Below are 22,144 nucleotides of genomic sequence, written 5' to 3' on the forward strand. Positions count from 1 at the left end.
TTCGGCTTCAGAACTCGAACGGATCGAGGTGGATCTGGCTGTCCGGCACTTCCAGCTCCCGCAGCGTGTGCACCGCCGCGCCCACCAGGCCGGGCGGCCCGCACAGGTAGACGTCCCGGCGGTTCACGTCGGGGACCAGGCCGAGCAGCCCGTTCGAGGTGAACAAGCGGCGCGGGCCGGGGTCGGTTCGGGAGCCCACGATGTAGCGGACCCAGGCGTCCCGGCGTTCCGCGAGGTCTTCCAGCTCCTCCCGGAACACCAGCTCATCGGGGCGGCTGGCGCGGTAGATCACGATGGTGTCCGGCGGCATGTCCTCCAGCAGCGCCCGGATGGGCGCGATGCCGCTGCCGCCGGCGATCAACAGCGCGCGGCGACGGGTACGGCGCTGCGCGGTGAACGTGCCGAACGGGCCCTCCGCCCACACGGGCGTGCCGGGCTCCATCTCGGCCAGCTTCGCCGTGTGGCCGCCGACCGCGGTGACGGTGAGCCGCAGCCACTCCGAGTTCGGCGCCGCCGACAGCGAGAACGGGTGGGACTGCCACCAGCCGTTGCGGGTGAGGAAGCGCCAGCGCATGAACTGGCCGGCCTGCGCGGGCAGCTTGTCGAGGCGGCGGCCGTCGATGTAGATCGAGAACGTGTTCGTGCCCTCGGCGACGACCTCGGCCACCTCGAAGCGGTGCCGGACGTTCAGCCACACCGGCTCGATCAGCCGGCCCCACACCACGGCCGCGATGACCAGCGCGCTCAGCGCGGGCCAGAAGATGTCGGCGAACCTGCCCGACAGGTTGGCGCCCATCGCGATCTGGTGGCCGTAGCCGAGCACCAGCACGAGGTAACCGGTCAGGTGGATCAGGTGCCACAGCTCGTACGGCAGCTTGCTGCGCAGGCTGCGGATCGAGATGAAGCTGATGAACACCAGCAGCCCGGTGGCGACCGTGGCCCCGATCATGTCCGGGAACGTGGTGATCATCGTCCAGCCCTGGTCGACGACGCCCGTCTCGGCGGTCAGCGCGTAGCCGTACACGATGAAGACGACGTGCGCGCCGACCAGCACGACCAGGGACGCGCCCAGCCAGCGGTGCCAGCGCAGCAGGTCGCGGGCGCCCACCCACTCCTCGAGGAAGGACACCCGGCTCATCATCAGCAGCTGGATGAACAGGACGTAACCGCCGGCCAGGCCGGTGATCCGGCCGATCGCCATCATCAGGGTCGGGGTGTCGTTGACCGTGCCCGCCTCGGTCTCGAACAGCCACAGCGCGAGGCTCGTGGCCAGGCCGGCGAAGAACAGCAGGACCGTCAGCAGCCGGTTGCCCGAGGTGGCCTCGGCGGGCGGCCGGTCGTCGGTGGCGATCGCCGGGCCGGAACCGTGCCAGCCCGACGGGTCGTCCGGCGCCTCGACCACGATGTCGCCGCGGGGCACGCCCTCGTTCAGGTCGGGCTGCTCCCAGAAGTCCCGCGCGGGGCGCTGGTCGGCGAAGTCCGGCGCCGGACGCTGATCCGCGAACGTCTCAAACATCATCGGCCCTGGTCGCGCCATCGATCTCACCCGCCCGGCAGTCATCTTCCGCGTCGGCCGCCACCCCCCAGCGGCGAACGTGACGACCCGGTCTCGGGAGGCCGTCGACGGGTACTACGCGGTGCGGGGCGGGAAGGCTCAACGCCGGACCGAAAAAGTGACACCCCGGATGGGCGCCGGCCGGCCTGCGCGGTGTCGCTGGTGCGTGGGCGGACGCGGATGACGGGCGGCGGCAGTGCGGCCGTGACGGAGTTATCGCCGGGCGGTCCGGTCGGGACGTCGCGACGGGCCGGCGGCTACGGTCACGGCGTGACTGAGAACCCCGCCGGCCTCACCGTGGTCGGCATCGGCGCGGACGGGTGGGCCGGGCTCCCGGGTACGGCCATCGCCGCGCTGACCGCCGCCGACGTGATCTTCGGCAGCGACCGTCAGCTCGCCCTGCTCCCGCCGCCCCTCGACCGAAGGCCGGACCCGGCGAGGGCGGGCGCGGCAGCAGCAGCGGGGGTGGCGGGTGAGCGGATCGCCTGGCCCTCGCCGCTCCTCCCGGCTCTTCCCGGCCTCCTGGAACAGCACCGTGGGCGCCGGATCGCCGTCCTGGCCAGCGGCGACCCGATGTTCCACGGCATCGGCGCCACGCTGGTCCGGCTCGTCGGCCGGGATGCCCTGCGCGTGATCCCGCATCCGTCGTCCGTGTCCCTGGCGGCGGCTCGGCTCGGGTGGCCGCTCGCCGATGTCGACGTGCTCAGCCTGGTGAACGCTGCGGTGGAGAAGCTGCATCCGCTCGTCCACCCGGGCCGGCGGATGCTGGTGCTCAGCCGCGACGCCGACACGCCCGGACTGGTCGCCGCGCTGCTGCGGGACCGCGGGTACGGCGACAGCACGATCACGGTGCTGGCCCAGCTCGGCGGCGCCGGGGAGACGGTCGTCAGCGGTACGGCGGACAGTCTGGACACGGCCGGGCTGGATCCGTTGACCGTGGTGGCCGTCGAGTGCGGGCGCGGGGGTGCCGCTCGGCCCGTGGTTCCCGGGCTGCCGGACGACGCGTACGAGAGTGATGGGCAGCTGACCAAGCGTGAAGTGCGCGCCGTGACCGTGGCGATTCTCGGGCCTCAGCCCGGCGAGTTGCTGTGGGACGTCGGGGCGGGCTCCGGGAGCATCGCGATCGAGTGGATGCGCAGTCACCGGGCGTGCCGGGCTGTCGCCGTGGAGTCGTCCCCCGAGCGGGCGGGGCGTGTCCGGGCCAATGCGGCCGCTCTGGGCGTACCCGATCTCCGGGTTGTGGAGGGGCGTGCGCCCGGCGCCCTTGCCGGGTTGCCGGCGCCCGACGTGGTTTTCATCGGTGGCGGCGTGACGCGCGACGGGGTGCTGGACGCCGCCTGGGACGCGTTGCCCGTGGGCGGCCGGTTGGTGGCGAACGCGGTCACGCTCGAGTCCGAGGCCGTCATCGCCGCCTGGTACGCGAAGCTGGGCGGGGAGCTGACCCGGGTGGCCGTGAACCGGGCTTCGCCGGTCGGCGGCTTCACCGGATGGCGGGCGATGATGCCGGTGACGATCTGGTCCGTGGTCAAGCGATGACGGGTGGCGATGGAGTGAGGACGACGGTGGCGGAGACCTCGAGAGCGGCGGGTGCGCGGTGACGGTTCACTTCATCGGCGCGGGGCCGGGGGCTGCCGACCTCATCACCGTACGGGGGCAGCGGCTGCTCGCCGCGTCGCCGGTCTGCCTGTACGCCGGCAGCCTCGTACCGCGGGAGCTGCTCGATTCGTGCCCGGCCGGGGCCCGTCTGGTCGACACCGCGAACCTCGACCTGGACGCGATCGTCGGCGAGATGGTTCAGGCCACGGCGGCCGGTCAGGACGTCGCGCGGCTGCACTCCGGTGATCCCTCGGTGTTCAGCGCCGTCGCCGAGCAGATGCGCCGGCTCGACCAGGCCGGGGTGCCGTACGACGTGACCCCGGGCGTACCCGCCTTCGCCGCCGCGGCGGCCTCGCTGCGCCGGGAGCTGACCGTGCCGGAGGTCGCTCAGACGGTGATCCTCACCCGGACCGCCGAACGCGCGACCGCGATGCCGCCCGGGGAGGACCTGGCGACGCTGGGGGCCAGCCGCTCGACGATGGTGCTGCACCTCGCCGTCCAGCGTATCGACGCGGTCGTCGCGGAGCTCGTGCCGAGCTACGGCGCGGACTGCCCGGTCGCGGTCGTCGCGCGGGCGAGCCGGGACGACGAGCTCATTCTGCGCGGCACGCTCGCGGACATCGCGGACAAGGTTCGGGAGGCGGGCGTACGGCGTACGGCGGTGATCGTGGTCGGTGCGGCGCTCAGCGCGTCGCAGTTCCCGGACAGTCACCTGTACTCGACCGCGCGATGCCGCAGCTGAGAGTGCTCGTCCTCGGCGGGACCACCGAGGGACGTGCCCTGGCCGGCCGGGTACCGGTGATCAGCTCACTGGCCGGCCGTACGTCGCGGCCGCTGCTGCCGCCGGGCGAGGTGCGGACCGGCGGCTTCGGCGGGGTGGACGGGCTGGAGGCGTACCTGCGCGCGCAACGCATCGATGCGGTCGTCGACGCCACGCACCCGTTCGCCGCGACCATGACCGGGCACGCCGCCGCCGCGACGTCCCGGGCCGGGATCCCGTTGCTGATCCTGCGCCGGCCGGGCTGGACGGAGCGGCCAGGCGACCGCTGGCATCGCGTCCCCGACCTGGATGCGGCCGCCGCCCTGCTGCCGACGCTGCGCCCGAGCGACCCAGGCGCGGACGTCGCCGACTTGGATGCGGCCGCCGCCATGCTGCCGACGCTGCGCCCGGGCGACCCCGGTGCGGGCGTCGCTGACACAGCCGGCGGCGGGATGTGCGTCTTCCTCACCACCGGGCGGCAGAGCATCGCCGCGTTCGCCGCGTCGGACGACTTGCGGTTCGTGTCCCGGTCGGTGGAGCCGCCGGTCCCGCCGGTGCCGCGGCACCTGGAGGTGGTTCTGGACCGGGGGCCGTTCGACCTCGACGCCGAGCGGGACCTGTTGCTGCGGCATCGCATCGATGTGCTGGTCACCAAGGACAGTGGCGGGGCGGCCGCCAAGCTTGACGCCGCCCGGGAGCTGGGGATCCCGGTGGTGATGGTGGACCGGCCGCCGCTCCCCGCCGGCGTGCCGACTGTCGCGACGGTCGACGCGGTCGTGGAGTGGCTGAGCGCGCTGGAAGCAACCCACGCCCGCTGACGGCCGCAAGCGCGGGCCCGGCGCCCGTGCGGGACGCGCAGATCGGCTGCGGGACGCGCAGACCAGGGTGTGGTTCGCGCAGACCGGGTCTGGGAGGCGCAGACCGGGTGTGGGTCGGGCTGACCGGGTGTGGTTCGCGCAGACCGGGTGTGGGTTGCGCTGACCGGGTGTGGGTCGCGCAGACCGGGTGCGGCGCGCGCAAAAGGGGATGTGCAAAACCGGATGTGCAAAACCGGATGTGAGGCGTCGAGAACTGGCGCGAGGCGCACAAAACCGGTGCGACGAGCGCAAGAGTAGGAGCGGCACGCGGCAAGCCAGCGGCGCGCGGCAAGCAAGCGGCGCCCGGCTGGCGTGTGGCGGGCAACCCGAACGCCGCTGGATCGCCGGCCGGTTCAGCCGGGGTAGTGCCGGGGTGTGAAGACCTGGGTCGAGCCGTCTCCCCGGGTGACCAGCCGGGTCTGGCTGGATCCGATGATCAGCAGGCACCGCATGTCGATCGTTGCCGGGTCGAGGTCGCCCAGCGTGGTGATCCGTACCGATTCCTCCGGGCCGCCCACGTCCCGGCCCACCACCACCGGCGTCTGCGGGGCGCGGTGCTCCAGGAGCAGGTCCCGCGCCCGGACCAGCTGTTCCTTGCGGCTCTGCGAGGCCGGGTTGTAGAGCGCGATCACCATGTCCGCGCCCGCCGCCGCGGCGAGGCGGGAGGCGATCACGTTCCACGGCTTGAGCCGGTCGGAGAGCGACATGATGCAGAAGTCGTGGCCGAGTGGCGCTCCCGCGCGGCTTGCCACGGCCTGGGCTGCGGTCAGGCCGGGGACGATGCGTACCGGGACGTCCTTCCACTGGGGGTCCTCGCTGACCTCCAGCACCGCCGCCGCCATCGCGAAGACGCCCGGGTCGCCGGAGGACACGACCGCCACCCGGCGGCCGCGTTTGGCCAGGTCCAGGGCGAACGCCGCGCGCTCCGCCTCGACGCGGTTGTCCGAGGCGTGGCGGTGCTGCCGGGGGTTCGCCGGGACCCGGTTCACGTACGGGCCGTAGCCGACGACGTCGTCCGCCTCGGCGAGCGCCGCCTGCGCCTCCGGGGTGAGCCATTCGCGTCCCGCCGGGCCGAGCCCGATGACCGTCACCGCGCCGGGTCCCGCGGTCTGGGCGCCGGCCTGCGGGGCGGCGAAGGCCGTGGCGGCGGGGCTGGGCAGCAGCGCCAGCGAGAAGTACGGGACCGTCGCCGGGTCGACGTCGGCCAGGCGGGCGTGGCGTTCGCGGTCGGTGGTGGCGCGTTCGACGTACCAGGCGTCGTCGAGGCGGCCCGCTGTCTCCAGGGCCTGCCGGACTCCCTCGAAGGTGCGGCCCAGCTTCATGATCGCGGCGGAGTCCGTGCCGGCCAGGCGGGCCGCCAGCTCGTCCGGCGGCAGGGTGCCGGGCAGCACGGTCAGCACCTCGTCGCGTTCCATCAGGGGGCGGCCGAGCACCGCCGACGCGGCGCTGACCGAGGTGACGCCGGGGACGACCGTGGCCTCGTAGCGGTGCGCGAGCCTTTTGTGCATGTGCATGTACGAGCCGTAGAAGAGCGGGTCGCCCTCGGCCAGCACCACGACGTCGCGGCCGGCGTCGAGGTGCGCGGCGAGCCGCTCGGCCGAGTCGGCGTAGAACTCGTCGATCGCGCCCTGGTAGCCGCCCGGGTGGTCGGTGCTCTCGGTGGTGACCGGGTAGATCAGCGGTTCCTCGATCTGCCCCTCGCGCAGGTAGGCCGCCGCGATGGCCCGCGCGTTGGACCGGCCGTGGCGCGCCGCGTGGTACGCCACCACGTCCGCCTCGGCGATGAGCCGGGCCGCTTTGACGGTGACCAGGTCCGGGTCGCCGGGTCCGAGCCCGACGCCGTACAGCCGACCAGCCACCACTACTCCTCCTCCGAGGCGAGCGCGTTGACCGCGGCCGCCGTGATCGCGCTGCCGCCGCGGCGCCCGCGGACGATCAGATGCTCCAGGTCGGACGCGGCCAGGGCGTCCTTGGACTCCGCCGCGCCGATGAAGCCGACCGGTACGCCCAGCACCGCGGCGGGCCGGGGCGCGCCCGCCTCGATCATCTCCAGCAGGCGGAACAGGGCGGTGGGCGCGTTGCCGATGGCCACCACCGCGCCGCCCAGCCGGTCGCCCCACAGGTCGAGGGCGGCGGCGCTGCGGGTGTTGCCGATCCGGGCGGCCAGCTCCGGCACGGCCGGGTCGCGCAGCGTGCAGATGACCTCGTTGCCGGCGGGCAGCCGCTTGCGGGTGACGCCCGAGGCGACCATCTCGGCGTCGCAGAGGATCGGCGCCCCGCCGAGCAGGGCCTTACGGGCGGCGGTGACCACGCCCGGGCTCCAGCCGATGTCGTCGACCAGGTCCACCATGCCGCAGGCGTGGATCATGCGTACGGCAACCCGCGCCACGTCCGCCGGCAGCCGGGACAGGTCCGCCTCGGCACGGATCGTGGCGAACGACCGCCGGTAGATCTCCGCGCCGTCGCGTACGTATTCCATGTCAGCCCTTTCTCGCGGCCGTGACCAGCGCCGCCACCTCGTCCACCGCCCGCGCCGGTACTGCGGCGCCCCCGCCCGGGCCGGCCACGAGGTAGCCGGATCCGGTCGCCTCGACCCGTACGTGCGGGCCGGGCGGCGCGCCGCACCCGCGGGCGCAGCCCACCCAGTGCACCGGCACCCGTCCGTCGAAGGGCCGGACGGCTGCGGAGGCGTCGGAGCGCACGTCGGCCAGGGATTTCGCGCAGCCGGGCCGGCCGGCGCAGGTGGTCACGCCGATCCACGGCGAGCCCGCGGCGACCTCCAGGCCGGTCGCGGCCAGCCGATCGACCCACGACGCCGCCTCGGCCGGGTCCAGATCCGCTACGACGATGCCACGCCACGGTGTCACGACGAGCACCGCGGCCGCCGACAGCGTCGTGAGCTGGGCGGGGGTGAGCCGGCCGAGCGGGACCAGGGCCGCCACGGCAGTTCCGTCGATCACCCCGATCGGTTCGTGCGACGCGGGCCGTGACGGCGGCGGCGCGGGGTTGGTGGGGGGCGGCGGGAAGGTGTGCGACGCGGGCCGTGACGGCGGCGGCGCGGGGTTGGTGGGGGACGGCGGGAAGGTGTGCGACGCGGGCCGTGACGGCGGCGGCGCGGGGTTGGTGGGGGACGGCGGGAAGGTGTGCGACGCGGGCTGCGACGGCGGCAGCGCGGAGTCGGTGGGAGGCGGCGGGAAGGTGTGCGACGCGGGCTGCGACGGCGGCAGCGCGGAGTCGGTGGGGGGCGGCGGGGCGGTGTGCGGCGCTGGTGCCGGGTCGGCGAGCGGAACGCCCAGCGCCGCGGCGGTGCGCGCCGCTGCCCGGGCCGGACCGTCGGTCAGCTCGCGCAGGCGCCACGGTCTGGCCTGGCCGGCGGCCACCGCCTCGCCGGCCAGGGCCAGGAACGCGTGTGCGCCCGCGAGCAGCGCCGGGACGAGCTGGTCCGGGCCGACGCGCAGCCCGGCGTCGCGGCCGGCGAACAGCACGGCGATGCGGTCGCCGGCCGGCAGGGACGCCACGTCCGCGGAATACGCCACGTCGCCGGCTCCGCCGTCGATCGCGAACAGGAAGCGTCCGGGCAGGGCCGCCAGCGCCGGGTCCGCGCACAGGGCATGGTCGAGCGCCGCGACCGGGGTGGGGTCGCCGATCAGCGGGGACGCGGCGATGTTGCGTACGAGCTCATGGGTCTGCGAAGGCAGCAGCCCGGCGGCCGCGAGACGGGCGGCGAGCCGCACCGCCGGGGCGCCGTTGAGCGCGCGGAGCTGGAGGTTGGCGCGGCTGGTCAGCTCGACGTGCCCGTCGCCCCACTCCGCGGCGATCTCCCGCAGCGCCCCGAGCTGGACGCCCGTGATGCGGCCGCCGGGGATGCGCACGCGCGCCAGCGGCCCGTCGGCGGCGTCGTGCAGCCGCAGAGCGCCGGGGCAGGCGTCGGCCGCGGTTGAACGATGGGGGGAGGACACGGCCCGGATACTACGGATCGGCCCTGACAGTTTTCCCGGCCCCGTCGGCATCGTCACACCGCGCGCCTCACGTTGACGCGGCCGGTCGCGGTCGGCAGAGTGGGAGGCCACGTGCGGCGACGCCGCGGAGGAAGCCGGTGCGAATCCGGCGCGGTCCCGCCACTGTCACCGGTGCGCCCAGCGCTCCGGGAGCCAGGAACTCCGGTCGCCGTGATTGCACCTAGCCGGGGCGCGGACCCCGAGGGGAGAGCCGTGTTCCTGCTGCTGTCGACGTCCGACACCGACCTGCTCAGCGCCCGGGCCAGTGGCCGGGAGTGGCGCCTGGGCAACCCGGCCCGCACCGCCGTCGAGGATCTGGCCGCCCTCACCGAGGGCGTCGGCCTGGTCGTCGTGCGCATCCTCGGTGGCCGCCGGGCCTGGGAGGAGGGGCTCGACGCGCTGCTCGCGGGCCCGGTCCCGGTGGTCGTGCTCGGCGGTGAGCAGGCGCCCGACGCCGACCTCATGAAGCTGTCGACCGTGCCGGCCGGTGTCGCCGCGGAGGCGCACGGCTATCTGGCATACGGCGGGCCGGACAACCTGGCTGCGCTGCACGACTTCCTGTCCGACACGATCCTGCTGACCGGCAACGGCTTCGCGGCGCCGGTGGCCGCGCCCGACTGGGGTGTCCTCGAGCGCGAGACGCAGCCGATCGACGGGCCGACGGTCGCGGTCCTCTACTACCGCGCGCACCACATGGCCGGGAACACCGCCTTCGTGGACGCGCTGTGCCGGGCGGTCGAGGCCGAGGGTGGCCGGCCGCTGCCGATCTTCACCGCTTCCCTGCGTACGGCCTCGGCGGAGCTCCTGGCCGAGTTGCGCAAGGCGGACGCGCTGGTCGTGACCGTGCTCGCCGCGGGCGGCACGAAGCCCGCGACGGTCAGCGCCGGCGGCGACGACGAGGCGTGGGACGTCGGGGTGCTCGCCGACCTGGACGTGCCGATCCTGCAGGGGTTGTGCCTGACCAGCAGCCGCGAGGCGTGGGAGGCCAGCGACGACGGGCTGTCCCCGCTGGACGCCGCGACGCAGGTGGCGATCCCCGAGTTCGACGGCCGGATCATCACCGTGCCGTTCAGCTTCAAGGAGCTCGACCGGGACGGGCTGTCGGTGTACGTGCCCGATCCGGAGCGCGCCGCCCGGGTCGCCGGCATCGCCGTGGCGCACGCGCGGCTGCGGCACATCCCGCCGGCCGAGCGCCGGATCGTGGTGATGCTCTCGGCGTATCCGACGAAGCACTCGCGCATCGGCAACGCCGTCGGGCTCGACACGCCCGCCTCGACCGTGCGCCTGCTGGCCGCGCTCGCCGAGCGGGGATACCGGACCGGGTCGTTCCCGGGCGTGGCCGAGCAGGACGGCGACGCGCTGATCCACGCGCTCATCGCCGCCGGTGGGCAGGACCCGGACTGGCTCACCGAGGAGCAGCTGGAGAGCAACACCGTCCGGATCAGCGGCGAGCGGTACGCGGCCTGGTTCGCCACGCTTCCCGAGGACCTGCGCGAGGCGATGGAGCGGCACTGGGGACCGCCGCCCGGCGAGCTGTACGTCGACAACGGCGACATCGTGCTGGCCGCGCTGCGCGACGAGAACACCGTCGTGATGGTGCAGCCGCCGCGCGGTTTCGGTGCGAACCCGGTGGCCATCTACCATGATCCCGACCTGCCGCCGAGCCACCACTACCTCGCCGCTTACCGGTGGCTGGGCGACGAGTTCGGCGCGCACGCGGTCGTGCACGTCGGCAAGCACGGCAACCTCGAGTGGCTGCCGGGCAAGAACGTGGGCATGTCCGCCTCGGACGGCACCGACGCGGCGCTGGGCAACCTGCCGCTGATCTACCCGTTCCTGGTCAACGACCCGGGCGAGGGCACGCAGGCGAAGCGCCGGGCGCACGCCACGCTGGTCGACCACCTGATCCCGCCGATGGCCCGCGCCGAGTCGTACGGCGACATCGCCCGCCTGGAGCAGCTGCTCGACGAGCACGCGAACATCGCCGCGCTGGACCCGGCGAAGCTGCCGGCCATCCGCTCGCAGATCTGGACGCTGATCCAGGCCGCCAAGATGGACCACGACCTGGGCCTGGCCCACCGGCCCGGCGACGAGGAGTTCGACGAGTTCATCCTGCACGTCGACGGCTGGCTGTGCGAGGTCAAGGACGTGCAGATCCGCGACGGCCTGCACGTGCTGGGCGCCGCGCCGACCGGCGAGGCGCGCGTCAACCTGGTGCTGGCCATGCTGCGCGCCAAGCAGATGTGGGCCGGGCAGGTCGCCGCGCTCCCGGGCCTGCGCGAGGCGCTCGGCCTGCGCGAGGACGCCTCGACCGCGGAGACGGACGCGGTGGAGGGGAAGGCCCGGGCACTGGTCGCGGCGATGGAGGAGGCCGGCTGGCCGCAGGACGTCCCGGACATCACGGACGATCCTCAGGTACGGGAGATCCTGGGGTTCGCGGCTCGCGAGGTCGTGCCCCGGCTCGCGCGGACCACCGACGAGCTGACGAACGTGCTGCACGCGCTGGACGGCGGGTACGTGCCGGCCGGCCCGAGCGGCTCCCCGCTGCGCGGCCTGATCAACGTGCTGCCGACCGGCCGCAACTTCTACTCCGTCGACCCGAAGGCCATCCCGAGCGCGCTCGCCTGGGAGACCGGTCAGGCGATGGCCGAGTCGCTGCTCAAGCGCTACCGCGACGACCACGGCGACTGGCCGAAGTCGGTCGGGCTCTCCGCCTGGGGCACGAGCGCGATGCGCACGGCCGGCGACGACATCGCCGAGATCCTCGCGCTGATCGGCGTACGCCCGGTGTGGGATCCCGCCTCGCGACGGGTCACCGGCATCGAACCGATCGGGCTGGACGAGCTGGGCCGGCCCCGCATCGACGTGACCGTGCGCATCTCCGGCTTCTTCCGCGACGCGTTCCCGCACGTGGTGGCGCTGCTGGACGACGCGTTCGGGCTGGTCGCCGCCCTGGAGGAGGCGCCGGAGCACAACTTCGTCCGGGCCCACGCGACGGCCGACACGCAGGCGGGCAAGACGTGGCGGCAGGCGACCACCCGTATCTTCGGTTCCCGGCCGGGGGCGTACGGCGCCGGCATCCTCCCGCTGATCGACAGCCGCAACTGGCGCGGCGACGCCGACCTGGCCGAGGTGTACGCGGTCTGGGGCGGCTTCGCGTACGGCCGGGGCCTGGACGGTGTTCCGGCGCGCGGGGACATGGAGACCGCGTACCGGCGCATCGAGGTGGCGGCGAAGAACATCGACACCCGCGAGCACGACATCGCCGACTCGGACGACTACTTCCAGTACCACGGCGGCATGATCGCCACGGTACGGGCGCTGACCGGGCGGGCGCCGGCCGCGTACATCGGTGACTCGACGAACCCGGACGCCACCCGGACCCGCAGCCTCACCGAGGAGACCGCCCGGGTGTTCCGGGCGCGCGTGGTCAATCCCCGCTGGATCGCCGCGATGCGCCGGCACGGCTACAAGGGCGCGTTCGAGCTGGCCGCGACGGTCGACTACCTCTTCGGCTACGACGCCACCGCGGGCGTGGTGGCCGACTGGATGTACGAGCAGCTCGCCGCGGCGTACGTGCTGGACCCGGAGAACCAGAAGTTCATGACGCAGTCCAACCCGTGGGCCCTGCACGGCATCACGGAACGCCTGCTCGAGGCGGCCGACCGCAAGCTGTGGGAGGCTCCCGACCCGGGCACCCTCGCCGCGCTGCAGCAGGTCTACCTCGAGACGGAGGGTGACCTGGAGGGCGAGGGGTAGGGCCTGCACTACCTTGGCCCGGCAGCCTGCGGCATTCAGCTGGACCGCCGCTCTCCATAGCGTTCTAGGCATGTGGAGAGCAGCGAAAACACCAGCACGAGACGCTATGCCGACCCCGGGCGCGCTGGCCGTCCGGACCGAGCAACTGACCCGCGTCTACCGCACCGGCGGGCAGAGCGTCACCGCCCTCGCCGGTGTGGACGCCTCGTTCGCCCGGGGCACCTTCACCGCGGTGATGGGCCCGTCGGGTTCCGGGAAGAGCACGCTGCTGCAGACCGCGGCGGGGCTGGACCGGCCCACGTCGGGGCGGGTCTGGATCGGCGCCACCGAGCTGTCCCGACTGTCCGAGACCGCGCTGACCAAGTTGCGGCGTACCCAGGTCGGCTTCGTCTTCCAGGCGTTCAACCTGATCGGCGCGCTCACGGTCGAGGAGAACATCGAGCTGCCGCTGCGGCTGGCCGACGCGCGGCCGGACCGGCAGTGGCTCGCCGAGGTGGTGGAGCGGGTCGGGCTGGGTGACCGGCTGCGGCACCGGCCGAGCGCCCTCTCCGGCGGCCAGCAGCAGCGCGTGGCGATCGCCCGGGCGCTGGCCACCCGGCCGGATGTCATCTTCTGCGACGAGCCCACCGGCGCCCTGGACACCCAGACCGCCGCCGAGGTGCTGTCGCTGCTGCGCGCGGTCGTGGACGAGCACGGCCAGACGGTCGTCATGGTCACCCACGACCCGGTGGCCGCCTCGTACGCGGACCGCGTCATGGTGCTGGCCGACGGCCGGATCGTGCGGGACATGCCGCAGCCGGGTGCGAACCGCATCGCCGAGGAGCTGGCGTCGCTGGGCCGTACCGTGCAGGGGGTGCGGTGAACCATGGTCAAGCTCGCCGCTCAGATGCTGCGCCGCCGGATCGGCAGCGCCCTCGCCACGCTGGTCGCCCTGACCGTGGGGGTCGTGATCCTCACCGCGCTGGGCGCCATGGTGGAGTCCGGCCTGCGATACCGGCCGGCCGTCCAGCAGTACGCCGCGGCCGACGTCGTCGTGGCCCACCGCGAACTGTCCTTCACGACCAAGGAACTGGGCGACGTCAACCACGTCACCGTGGGACTGCCGGAGGGCGGCACGGTGCCGGCCGCCCTGGCCGATCAGCTCCGCACGGTTCCGGGGGTGGCCACAGTGGCCGTCGACACCCGGGTTCCGGTCCTCGGCTCCGGCCCCGCCACGGGCCACGGGTGGGGCGCTGCCGCGCTGACCCCGTACACGATCGTCAAGGGTGACCCGCCCGCCCGCGCCGGCGACGTGGTGCTGGACGCCCGCCTCGCCGGCGGCGCCGGGCCGGGCGACCGCACCACCCTGATCATCGGGGGTATGGCCCGCGAATTCCGGGTCAGCGGCGTCGCGACGGGCGCCGGGCCGCAGAGCGTCTTCTTCACCGACGAGCAGGCGGCGACGCTCGCCGCCAAGCCGGGGAAGGCCGACGCGATCGGCGTCGTGGCGAAGCCGGGCGCCGACGTGGACGCGGTGGCCGCGGCGGTCGGCAGGATCGCCGACGGAGCCGGCGCCGAGACGTACGCCGGAAGCGGCCTGGGCGCGGCCGAGGGCGGCTCGGAGTCGCCGCAGGGCCTGCTCATCACGATCGGCGCGTCGCTCGGCGGGTACGTGGCGATGCTGGTCGGGTTCGTGGTGGCCGGGACGATCGGCCTCTCGGTCCGGCACCGCCGCCGCGACCTGGCCCTGCTGCGCGCAGTGGCCGCCACCCCCGGCCAGGCCCGCCGGATGGTCGTGGCCGAGGCCGTGCTGCTCGGCCTGGTGGGCGCCGCGATCGGTGTCCCGGGCGGTTACCTGGCGACCGAGTGGGTCCACGGCCAGTTCGTCGACCGGGGTTTCCTGCCCGCGGGCTTCCCGATGAGCATGGGGCCGCTCGCCGCCGTGACCGCGGTGGTGACGACGCTGCTGGTGGCGATGCTGTCCGCGCTGGCCGCCGCGCGCCGGGTGACGAAGATCCGCGCGACCGAGGCGCTCGGCGAGGCGGCGGTGGAGCCCGCGCAGAGCGGCAAGGTGCGGCTGGTGTCCGGCGTGCTGACGCTGACCGGCGCCGGTACGGCCAGCTCCCTCACGGTCGGCGCCGGCGGGCAGACAGCCCTGGCCGGCGCGATCGGGATGCTGTACCTCTTCGTCCTCGCGGTGGCGCTGCTGGCGCCCTGGATCAACCGGGCCGGCGCCCAGCTGCTCACCCCGCTGCTGCGCGGCGTCTGGGGCACCAGCGGCTACCTGGCCACGAAGAACCTGAAGGCGAACGCGCAGGGCATGACCACCGTGCTGACCGCGCTGGTGCTGTCGGTCGGCTTCGGCGGCTCGGTGTGGTTCCTGCAGGACAACCTGCAGCGCCAGACGGTCGAGCAGGCCCGCGAGGGCACGCTCGCCCAGCACGCGCTCGTCTCCCCGGCCGGGTTGCCCGCCGGCGCGGCCGCCGCCGCCCGCGCCATCCCCGGCGTGCAGGGCGCGACCGGCGTCCGGCACACGTCCGTGATCGTGAAGGCGCTGGGCGACGCCGAGCCGGTGTCCGCGCAGGCCGTCGACGCCGGCGGCGCCGGAACGCTCGACCTGCACGTCACCTCGGGCAGCATGGCCGGCCTGGGCACCGACGGTGTCGCGGTCTCCGAGCTGCAGGCCGGCAGCGCGGGCTGGAAGGTGGGGGAGCGCGCCTCGTTCTGGCTGGGCGACGGCACTCCGGTGGAGCTCCGCGTGGCGGCGATCTACCGGCGCGGGCTGGGCTTCGGCGACGTGACGCTGCCCCGGGAGGTGGTCGCCGGGCACACCGCGAAGGACCTCGACGACCAGGTGCTGATCCGGACGGCGACCGGTGCGGACGTCGACGAGGCGCTGGCCTCCCTGGCGGCCCGGTACCCCGGCAGCACGGTCGTCGCCTCCGCGGACCAGAACAAGCAGCTCGCCCGGGACATGGCGGTCAGCGCGTGGCTGAACAAGCTCCTCATCGGCGTGATGGTCGGCTACGCGGCGCTCGCCGCGGCCAACACGATGGTGATGGCCGCCCTGGCCCGGCGTCGCGAGCTGTCCCTGCTGCGCCTGGCCGGCGTCACGAAGCGGCAGGTCAAGCGCATGGTGCATGCCGAGCAGGCGGGGCTGCTGGGAGTCGCGCTGGTGATCGGTGGCGGTATTGCGGCCACCACGCTGATCGCGGTGGTGAACGCCCTGACCGGGGACCCGGTGCCGTACGTGCCCGCGCTCGGCTGGGTGGCCGTGCTCGGCGGGACGGCGCTGCTGGCGCTGGTCACCACGGTGCTGCCGGTCGGCCGCCTGCTGCGGGTGCCGCCGGTGGAGAGCATCGGCACCAAGGAATAGCAGATGGTCACGCGGCAGTGCCCGCGGGCGGCCTCGCCGCATGGGGGACGAGCTGGGCGAGCTCGTCGCGGCCGGCAGACTCTAGGTACGGCGGCGCAGCAGGTACGTGTCCATGATCCAGCCGTGCCGTTCGCGGGCCTCGGCGCGGACCCGGCGGATCTCTTCGGCCACCTCGGCGAGCGGCCCGGAGATCAGCAGCTCGTCCGGCGTGCCGATGTACGCGCCCCAGTAGATGTCGACGTCGCCGTCGACCGTCCCGAAGCTCTGCTGCGCGTCCAGCATCACGATCACGTCGTCCACGCCGGGCGGCCACTGCTCCGCGAGCCGGCGGCCGGTCGTGACCTGGAACGGCCGCCCCACCCGGTTGACGCCGATCCGGTGCTTCGCGGCCAGTGCGGAGACGCTGCTGATGCCCGGCACGACCTCGTACTCGAAGCGGGTCGCGCCGCGCGCGAGGATCTCGTCGAGGATCGCGATGGTCGAGTCGTACAGCGACGGGTCGCCCCAGACCAGGAACGCGCCGACCTCGTCGTCGAGCAGGTGCTCGCTGATCAGGGCCTCGGTCACCTCGGACCGGCGCCGTCGCCAGTCGGCGATCGTGCCCTCGTAGTCGGCGGGGGTCCGGTCCCGGTCCGGGTCGCGGCCCTCGGCGATGCGGCGGCCGGGCTTGCCGTACGCCTTCAGCATCCGGCGCCGCAGCTCGATCATGCTCTCCTTGGCCTCGCCCTTGTCGAGCAGGAAGAACACGTCCGTCCGGCCGATCGCCTTGGCTGCCTGCAGGGTGAGGTGGTCGGGGTCGCCGGCCCCGATCCCGATGACGTAGATCTTCCGCACGCCGTGCAGTCTGCCCGACCCGTGCCCGGCTCAGTCCTCCAGGAGGGGTACGGAGGGGTTCAGCTCACGGCCCAGTGACGCCGCGCGGGTCACCGACGAGGAACCGAACCGGTCGCGTACGGCGTCGAGCGCGCTGTCGAGCCCCTCGTCGTGCGGGTCCTCGAAGGGCAGCTCCAGCTGCACCGACCCGTCGCTGTCGAGGTTGCCGACCGCCACGCCGACCAGCGTGATGCCGCGCTCCTCGATCAGCGGGCGGGCGGCGGTCAGCAGGCCGCGGGCCGTCTCGAGGATCGGCCGGGTCTGCATCGTGGCCTTGAGCAGGCTCCGGGACCGGGTGGCGCGGCTGAAGTCGCCGAACCGCAGCCGCAGCGTCACGGTGCGCCCGGCGCGGTTCGCCGCCCGCATCCGGCGGGTGACCCGGTCGACCAGCGCGGCCAGCGTCGCCTCGAGCTCCGTGAACGGGCGCGGCCGCCGGCCCAGCGCGCACTGCGAGCCGATCGAGCCGCGCCGGTGCCCGACCCGGACCCGCCGCGGGTCGCGGTTGTGGGCGAGCGCGTGCAGGTGCCGGCCGGCGTGCGCGCCCAGCATCGTGACCAGCGCCGCCTCGCCGACGCGGGCCACGTGGCCGACCGTGCGGATCTGGCGGTCGCGCAGCTTGGCGGCGGTCACCGGCCCGACGCCCCACAGCCGCTCGACCGGCAGCGGGTGCAGGAATGCGAGCTCTTCGCCGGGCGGGACGACTAGCAGGCCGTCGGGCTTGCCGACCCCGCTCGCCACCTTCGCCAGGAACTTCGTGCGGGCCACGCCGACCGTGATCGGCAGGCCGGCCCGTTCGCGCACCTCCGCGCGCAGGCGTACGGCGATCTCGGTGGGCGTACCCCGGATCTTGAGCAGGCCGCCCACCTCGAGGAACGCCTCGTCGATGGAGATCCCCTCGACGATCGGCGTGGTGTCCCGGAAGACCTCGAAGACCGCCTTGCTCGCCGCCGAGTACGCCTTCATCCGCGGCGGGACGAGCACGGCGGCCGGGCAAAGGGCGCGGGCCTGCGCGATGCCCATCGGCGTGCGGACGCCGTACGCCTTCGCCTCGTAGCTGGCGGCCAGCACGACCCCGCCGCCGACCAGCACCGGCCGCCCCCGCAGCCCGGGGTCGTCGCGCTGCTCGACCGACGCGTAGAAGGAGTCGAGGTCGGCGTGCAGGATGGTCGCCCGGTCAGCCACGGCGTCATCTTAGAACGCCTGTACGAAAGAAGCGATCAGGCGATGGTCAGCAGCACGGCCTGGTTCTCCCGGGCCGCCGCGAGGTAGAACGCCCGGAGCTGGTCGGCGTTCGGGCCGAGGTAGGTCTCGAAGACGTCGTCCGCGTCCCAGATGCCCGGGTAGATCTCCGCCTCCTCGAGCGCAGCCGCGTCGTAGCGGGTGCGCAGCGCGGCCGCGTCCAGGTCGCGCAGGCCGGCGGCGACCGCGGCCACCCGGTCCGCGGTGAGCAGGCGCGCCGGGCCGTACCCGGTGTCCTCGCCCACCGGATCGCCGCCCAGGACCGCTTCTCCGGCGCCCGGGGTGGTCTTCCAGGCGCTCCGGGTCAGCAGGAAGTGGATCCCGTGCCAGGCCTTGTCGAGGTCCAGCTCCGCCTCACCGAGCTTCTCGAGGGTGCCCGGCGCGTCGATCTCCAGGTCGCGTACCTGGTCAGGGGTGAGCCGGCGGCCGGCGAAGATCATGCCCATGGCGGGCAGTCTGCCAGACGCCGAGAATGGGGTCATGACGACGCGACCGCCGCTGGCCGAGGCCCTGGACCTGCTACCCCACCCGGAGGGCGGGTGGTTCCGCGAGACGTTCCGGTCGCGGGTCGTCTTCGAGCCCGAGGGGTACGCGGGCCCGCGCGCCGCCGCCACCGGCATCTACTTTCTGCTCCAGCCCGGCGAGTCGTCGGCGTGGCACGTGGTGACGTCCGACGAGCTGTGGTTCCTGCACTCCGGCACGCTCGAGCTGCGCCTCGGCGGGAGCGGGGAGAAGCCGGCCGAGCCGGGCGACGTGGTGCTGGTCGACGCCCGCAACCCGCAGGCGCTCGTGCCGGCCGGGGTGTGGCAGAGCGCGTACCCGGTGGGCGGCGAGCCGGTGCTGGTCAGCTGCGTGGTCTCGCCCGGCTTCGACTTCGCCGACTTCCGCATGGCGTGAGCGCTCCGCGCGTCGTCAGTGGCCGAAGGCGAAGTAGTTCAAGTTCAGGAACTCGGTGCCGCTGTCGCTGGCGAACGTGAGGAACAGCGTGTGCATCCCGGTCGTCGGGGTGACCATGGTCGTCTGCGTCTGCCATTTCTGCCAGCCGCCCATGTTGCCCACGGTCAGGCCGCCGATCGGCGTGGAGGCCGGGCTGTCGAGGTGCAGGTCGACCCGGCCGGTCACGCCGTCGCCCACGTCGGACGCCACCCGGACGGCGAACCGGGTGGCCGGCGTCGCGCCGAAGTTCACCTGGTCGTAGCGCAGCCAGTCGCCGTTGTTGATCCAGCCGACGTCCTGCCCACCACCCTCGTCCTCGGTGTCCTCGGCCTGAGTGCCCTGCTGGTTGGTGGCGCTCTCCGCCTGGATCGTGGTGTACGCGTCGGTCCCGCCGACCGGCACTTCCTCGGACGGCGACGGGCTGGGCGCGGCGACGCTCGGGGAGGGCTGCGCGGACCCGGCGGGCGCGGCCGCGGCCGGCGCCGGGGTGGACGGCCCGTCCTGCAGCCGGCCGAGGAAATAGCCGAGCAGGAGCAGGGCGAGGCCGGCCGCGGCGAGCGCGGCGCGGCGCCGGGTGACCCTCGAGCGCGAGTGGTACACCCCGGGCGGAGCCGGTGCGGGGATGCTCACGGGTCGACAGGATAGCCGACCACTGTGATGAGTGACGAAATAACACACAGTAGCTACGTGTCGGGTGGCGAAGAATGCGCCCCACCTTCGCCAGTGCAGAAGATTTCCTGGTGTGCTAAGGGATCCGGTCATCGGTTGACATCTCTGAACGGTCGTACCATGGTGGTGAGAGCGCTCTCACCGTCGAGACGGCGATGCGGAGCGTAACGGCCAGGACGCATCCCCCTTCCGTGTCCGCCCCCGAAGCGAGCCTGGCCGGCGTGGGATCCCTCCCGGCCGGTGCCGGGCCCGCGCCACCCGGGGGCCGGACACTGGAGCGCCTGTGCGACTCAATCGCAAGTCCCTGCTCGGACTCGCCGTGGCGGCCGTCGCCGTCCCGGCGGCCATCGCGGTCGTTCCCACCGCCCAAGCGGCCACCCTGCCCGACGTGCTGCCGCTGACGGTCACGAACAACTCCGGCCGTGCCGAGGCCGTCCACCTGTACGTGCTCGGCGAGTCGGGCGGCAAGCTCGGCTACGTCAGCGAGTCCGGCGCCTTCACGCCGTGGACCGGCGGCGCGAACCCGCCCGTACCCGCACCCGACGTCTCGATCGACGGCCCGGCGAACGGGGCCAGCAGGACCATCGGCGTGCCCCGCGGCCTCTCCGGCCGGATGTACATGGCGTTCGGCGACAAGCTCGACTTCAAGCTCGCCCAGGACGGCGGCCTCGTGCAGCCCGCGCCCTGGGCGGCAGGGGACGCCAACAGCGACATCCTGTTCGACTGGAGCGAGTTCACGTACAACGACGCCGGGGTGTTCATCAACAGCTCGCAGGTGGACATGTTCGCCGTGCCGCACGAGGTGAGCGTGACCGGCTCGGACGGCCGTACGCAGGCCACCGGCGCGCTCAAGCCGGGCGGGCGCTCCGCGGTCGTCGACGCCATGAAGGCCGACCCGGAGTTCGCCAAGCTCGTGCAGACCCGCGACGACGGCACCGTGCTGCGCGTGCTGTCCCCGGGCAAGGGCGCCGACGGCGGCTCCTTCGACCCGGACTACCTCGCGTCCTACATCGACGAGGCGTGGGCCGCGTACGCGGGCACCGACCTGACCGTGAAGCCCTTCGCCGACCAGCCCGACAAGGTCTTCAAGGGCCGGACGGCCGGCGACGTCATGACCTTCACCGACGCCACCGGAGCGCAGGTCGCCACGTTCACCAAGCCCAGCACGTCCAACGTCTGGGGCTGCGACGGCAAGCTCGGCGCCCCGAACGACCTGGTCGTCGGCCCGATCGCGCGCAGCCTGTGCGCGGCGCTGCAGCGCACCACGCTGGGCTCGCTGCCGGTCGAGCCGAGCACCGACCCGTCCACCTTCTATCTTCACGACCCGACCAACGAGTACGCCAAGGTCATCCACGAGCAGATGGCCGACGGCAAGGCGTACGCGTTCGCCTTCGACGACGTCGCCAACCAGGAGTCGCTGGTGCACGACGGCAACCCGACCTCGATCGGCATCACGCTGACGCCGTTCGAGTAGGGGGCGGCGCGGCTGCGCGGTGGCCGGGGCCGAACGTCAGCCGTTAGGGGCCAGCGCGCTGAGGATCTCCTCGGCGCGCTCCCCGGCCGCCCGCGGGTCCGCGTCCGGTGAGCCGATGAACGGGTCCCAGTTGAGGTCGTAGAACAGCTCGGTGACGCCGGCCTCCGCGTACCGCTGGGCGCCGGAGCGGATCTGGTCCCAGGTGCCCGACAGCGGGACGGCCTCGTCACGCAGCCCGACCCGGACCACGCCCCGCACCACGATGCTGACGGCGTCCGGGTCCCGGCCCGCCTCCTCGGCGGCCCGCCGGACGATCTGCGCGCCCCGGGCGATGTCCTCCAGGCTCGCGCGGCTGCTGCTCACCCATCCGGCGGCGATCCGCCCGGCCCGGCGCAGCGCGACGTCGGCCGTGCCGCCGAGCAGGATCGGCGGGCCACCGGCCTGCACCGGCGGCGGCGCCATGCGGCTCGGCGGCACCCGGTAGAACTCGCCCTCGACGGCGGCCATCTCGCCCGCGAAGAGCGTACGCAGCACCCGCAGGTACTCCTCCGTCCGCCGCCCGCGGGGGTTCGGGTCCGAGCCGGTCGCCGCGAACTCCACCTCGGACCACCCCGTGCCCAGCCCCAGCACGAAGCGGCCGCCGGAGAGCACGTCCAGCGTCGTGGCCTGCTTGGCGAGGTACGTGGGGGACAGGTACGGCAGATTGATCACCGCGACGCCGAGCCGGATGTCGGTGGTACGGGCGGCGGCGTACGTCAGCGCCAGCATCGGGTCGAGCACGCTGCGGTAGACCGGCGCCAGGTCCTGGCCCTCGCCGGCGAGCAGCCGCTGGAACGCCCACAGCCCGTGATAACCCAGCTCCTCGGCGCGCATCGCGAACCCGGTCACCGACAGGGGATCGGCCCAGACGCCGGACACGGGGCAGCCACAGCTGATCAACATGCGAGTCACCGTACTGCCCGGGACGGCGGCGGGGCCACCGGGCAGCTCCGGGGCGTCACTCGGGCATAACGGTCAGGCAGATTGAACCGTCGAATCTCAGAAGGCGGTATTTGCCGGGTGAACCGGAATCG

At 73.8% G+C, this 22,144-nt stretch carries 17 protein-coding genes and 1 riboswitch; of the genes, 8 read left to right on the forward strand and 9 right to left on the reverse strand.

Annotated elements, in window-relative coordinates:
- Window positions 1–7: 7 nt before the first annotated feature.
- Window positions 8–1,519, reverse strand: a complete 1,512-nt coding sequence (locus COUCH_RS09935) for a ferredoxin reductase family protein (protein ID WP_249611770.1) — start codon at window positions 1,517–1,519, stop codon at window positions 8–10.
- Window positions 1,520–1,825: 306 nt separating this feature from the next.
- On the opposite strand from COUCH_RS09935, the gene cbiE reads away from it, so the two are divergent.
- The 3 genes from cbiE to COUCH_RS09950 are packed head-to-tail and all read left to right on the forward strand — an operon-like array spanning window position 1,826 to window position 4,729.
- Window positions 1,826–3,091 (forward strand): precorrin-6y C5,15-methyltransferase (decarboxylating) subunit CbiE, encoded by a 1,266-nt coding sequence (gene cbiE / locus COUCH_RS09940; protein WP_249611771.1) that lies wholly within the window; start codon window positions 1,826–1,828, stop codon window positions 3,089–3,091.
- Window positions 3,092–3,149: 58 nt separating this feature from the next.
- Window positions 3,150–3,893 (forward strand): precorrin-4 C(11)-methyltransferase, encoded by a 744-nt coding sequence (gene cobM / locus COUCH_RS09945; RefSeq protein WP_249611772.1) that lies wholly within the window; start codon window positions 3,150–3,152, stop codon window positions 3,891–3,893.
- Complete coding sequence (locus COUCH_RS09950) at window positions 3,881–4,729, forward strand: cobalt-precorrin-6A reductase (protein ID WP_249611773.1); 849 nt, start codon at window positions 3,881–3,883, stop codon at window positions 4,727–4,729. The genes cobM and COUCH_RS09950 overlap by 13 nt, the downstream gene beginning before the upstream one ends.
- A 392-nt stretch (window positions 4,730–5,121) precedes the next feature.
- Here COUCH_RS09950 and COUCH_RS09955 read toward each other — a convergent pair whose 3' ends face one another.
- The 3 genes from COUCH_RS09955 to COUCH_RS09965 are packed head-to-tail and all read right to left on the reverse strand — an operon-like array spanning window position 5,122 to window position 8,727.
- A complete protein-coding gene (locus COUCH_RS09955; protein WP_249611774.1) occupies window positions 5,122–6,627 on the reverse strand; it encodes a precorrin-2 C(20)-methyltransferase in 1,506 nt (501 codons plus the stop codon).
- A 2-nt stretch (window positions 6,628–6,629) separates the two neighbouring features.
- A complete protein-coding gene (locus tag COUCH_RS09960) occupies window positions 6,630–7,247 on the reverse strand; it encodes a precorrin-8X methylmutase (RefSeq protein WP_249611775.1) in 618 nt (205 codons plus the stop codon).
- Window position 7,248: 1 nt separating this feature from the next.
- Window positions 7,249–8,727, reverse strand: a complete 1,479-nt coding sequence (locus tag COUCH_RS09965; RefSeq protein WP_249611776.1) for a precorrin-3B synthase — start codon at window positions 8,725–8,727, stop codon at window positions 7,249–7,251.
- A gap of 127 nt (window positions 8,728–8,854) precedes the next feature.
- A riboswitch (cobalamin riboswitch) is annotated at window positions 8,855–8,929 on the forward strand.
- 50 nt (window positions 8,930–8,979) lie between these two features.
- Here COUCH_RS09965 and cobN point away from each other — a divergent pair.
- From cobN to COUCH_RS09980, 3 genes are all read left to right on the forward strand, one after another.
- Window positions 8,980–12,525 (forward strand): cobaltochelatase subunit CobN, encoded by a 3,546-nt coding sequence (gene cobN, locus COUCH_RS09970; RefSeq protein WP_249611777.1) that lies wholly within the window; start codon window positions 8,980–8,982, stop codon window positions 12,523–12,525.
- 106 nt (window positions 12,526–12,631) lie between these two features.
- The gene (locus COUCH_RS09975; protein WP_249611778.1) at window positions 12,632–13,387 is read left to right on the forward strand and encodes an ABC transporter ATP-binding protein; all 756 of its coding nucleotides are present in this window, start codon (window positions 12,632–12,634) and stop codon (window positions 13,385–13,387) included.
- A gap of 3 nt (window positions 13,388–13,390) precedes the next feature.
- A complete protein-coding gene (locus COUCH_RS09980; protein WP_249611779.1) occupies window positions 13,391–15,880 on the forward strand; it encodes an FtsX-like permease family protein in 2,490 nt (829 codons plus the stop codon).
- An 81-nt stretch (window positions 15,881–15,961) separates the two neighbouring features.
- Here the strand turns inward: COUCH_RS09980 and cobF are convergent, their stop codons facing one another.
- From cobF to COUCH_RS09995, 3 genes are read right to left on the reverse strand one after another with little or no spacing between them, the layout of a single operon-like run.
- Complete coding sequence (gene cobF, locus COUCH_RS09985; protein ID WP_249611780.1) at window positions 15,962–16,714, reverse strand: precorrin-6A synthase (deacetylating); 753 nt, start codon at window positions 16,712–16,714, stop codon at window positions 15,962–15,964.
- Between the two features lie 30 nt (window positions 16,715–16,744).
- Window positions 16,745–17,935 carry a DNA polymerase IV gene (gene dinB, locus COUCH_RS09990; RefSeq protein ID WP_249611781.1) on the reverse strand — a complete coding sequence of 397 codons (1,191 nt, stop codon included), beginning with the start codon at window positions 17,933–17,935 and terminating at the stop codon, window positions 16,745–16,747.
- Window positions 17,936–17,970: 35 nt separating this feature from the next.
- On the reverse strand, window positions 17,971–18,438 hold the full coding sequence (locus tag COUCH_RS09995) for a YfbM family protein (RefSeq protein WP_249611782.1): 468 nt from the start codon (window positions 18,436–18,438) through the stop codon (window positions 17,971–17,973).
- Window positions 18,439–18,472: 34 nt separating this feature from the next.
- Between COUCH_RS09995 and COUCH_RS10000 the strand changes: the two genes are divergently transcribed.
- Window positions 18,473–18,889 (forward strand): cupin domain-containing protein, encoded by a 417-nt coding sequence (locus COUCH_RS10000; protein WP_249611783.1) that lies wholly within the window; start codon window positions 18,473–18,475, stop codon window positions 18,887–18,889.
- A 15-nt stretch (window positions 18,890–18,904) separates the two neighbouring features.
- On the opposite strand, the gene COUCH_RS10005 is transcribed toward COUCH_RS10000, so the two are convergent.
- Entirely contained in the window at window positions 18,905–19,558 is a 654-nt protein-coding gene (locus COUCH_RS10005) for a carbohydrate-binding protein (protein ID WP_249611784.1), read from the reverse strand.
- A gap of 322 nt (window positions 19,559–19,880) precedes the next feature.
- Between COUCH_RS10005 and COUCH_RS10010 the strand changes: the two genes are divergently transcribed.
- Window positions 19,881–21,071, forward strand: a complete 1,191-nt coding sequence (locus tag COUCH_RS10010) for a glycoside hydrolase family 64 protein (protein ID WP_249611785.1) — start codon at window positions 19,881–19,883, stop codon at window positions 21,069–21,071.
- 36 nt (window positions 21,072–21,107) lie between these two features.
- On the opposite strand, the gene COUCH_RS10015 is transcribed toward COUCH_RS10010, so the two are convergent.
- Entirely contained in the window at window positions 21,108–22,013 is a 906-nt protein-coding gene (locus tag COUCH_RS10015; RefSeq protein WP_249611786.1) for a TIGR03619 family F420-dependent LLM class oxidoreductase, read from the reverse strand.
- Between the last annotated feature and the right edge of the window lie 131 nt (window positions 22,014–22,144).

Origin of the sequence: Couchioplanes caeruleus (assembly GCF_023499255.1) — a bacterium.
Taxonomy (GTDB): Bacteria; Actinomycetota; Actinomycetes; order Mycobacteriales; family Micromonosporaceae; genus Actinoplanes; species Actinoplanes caeruleus_A.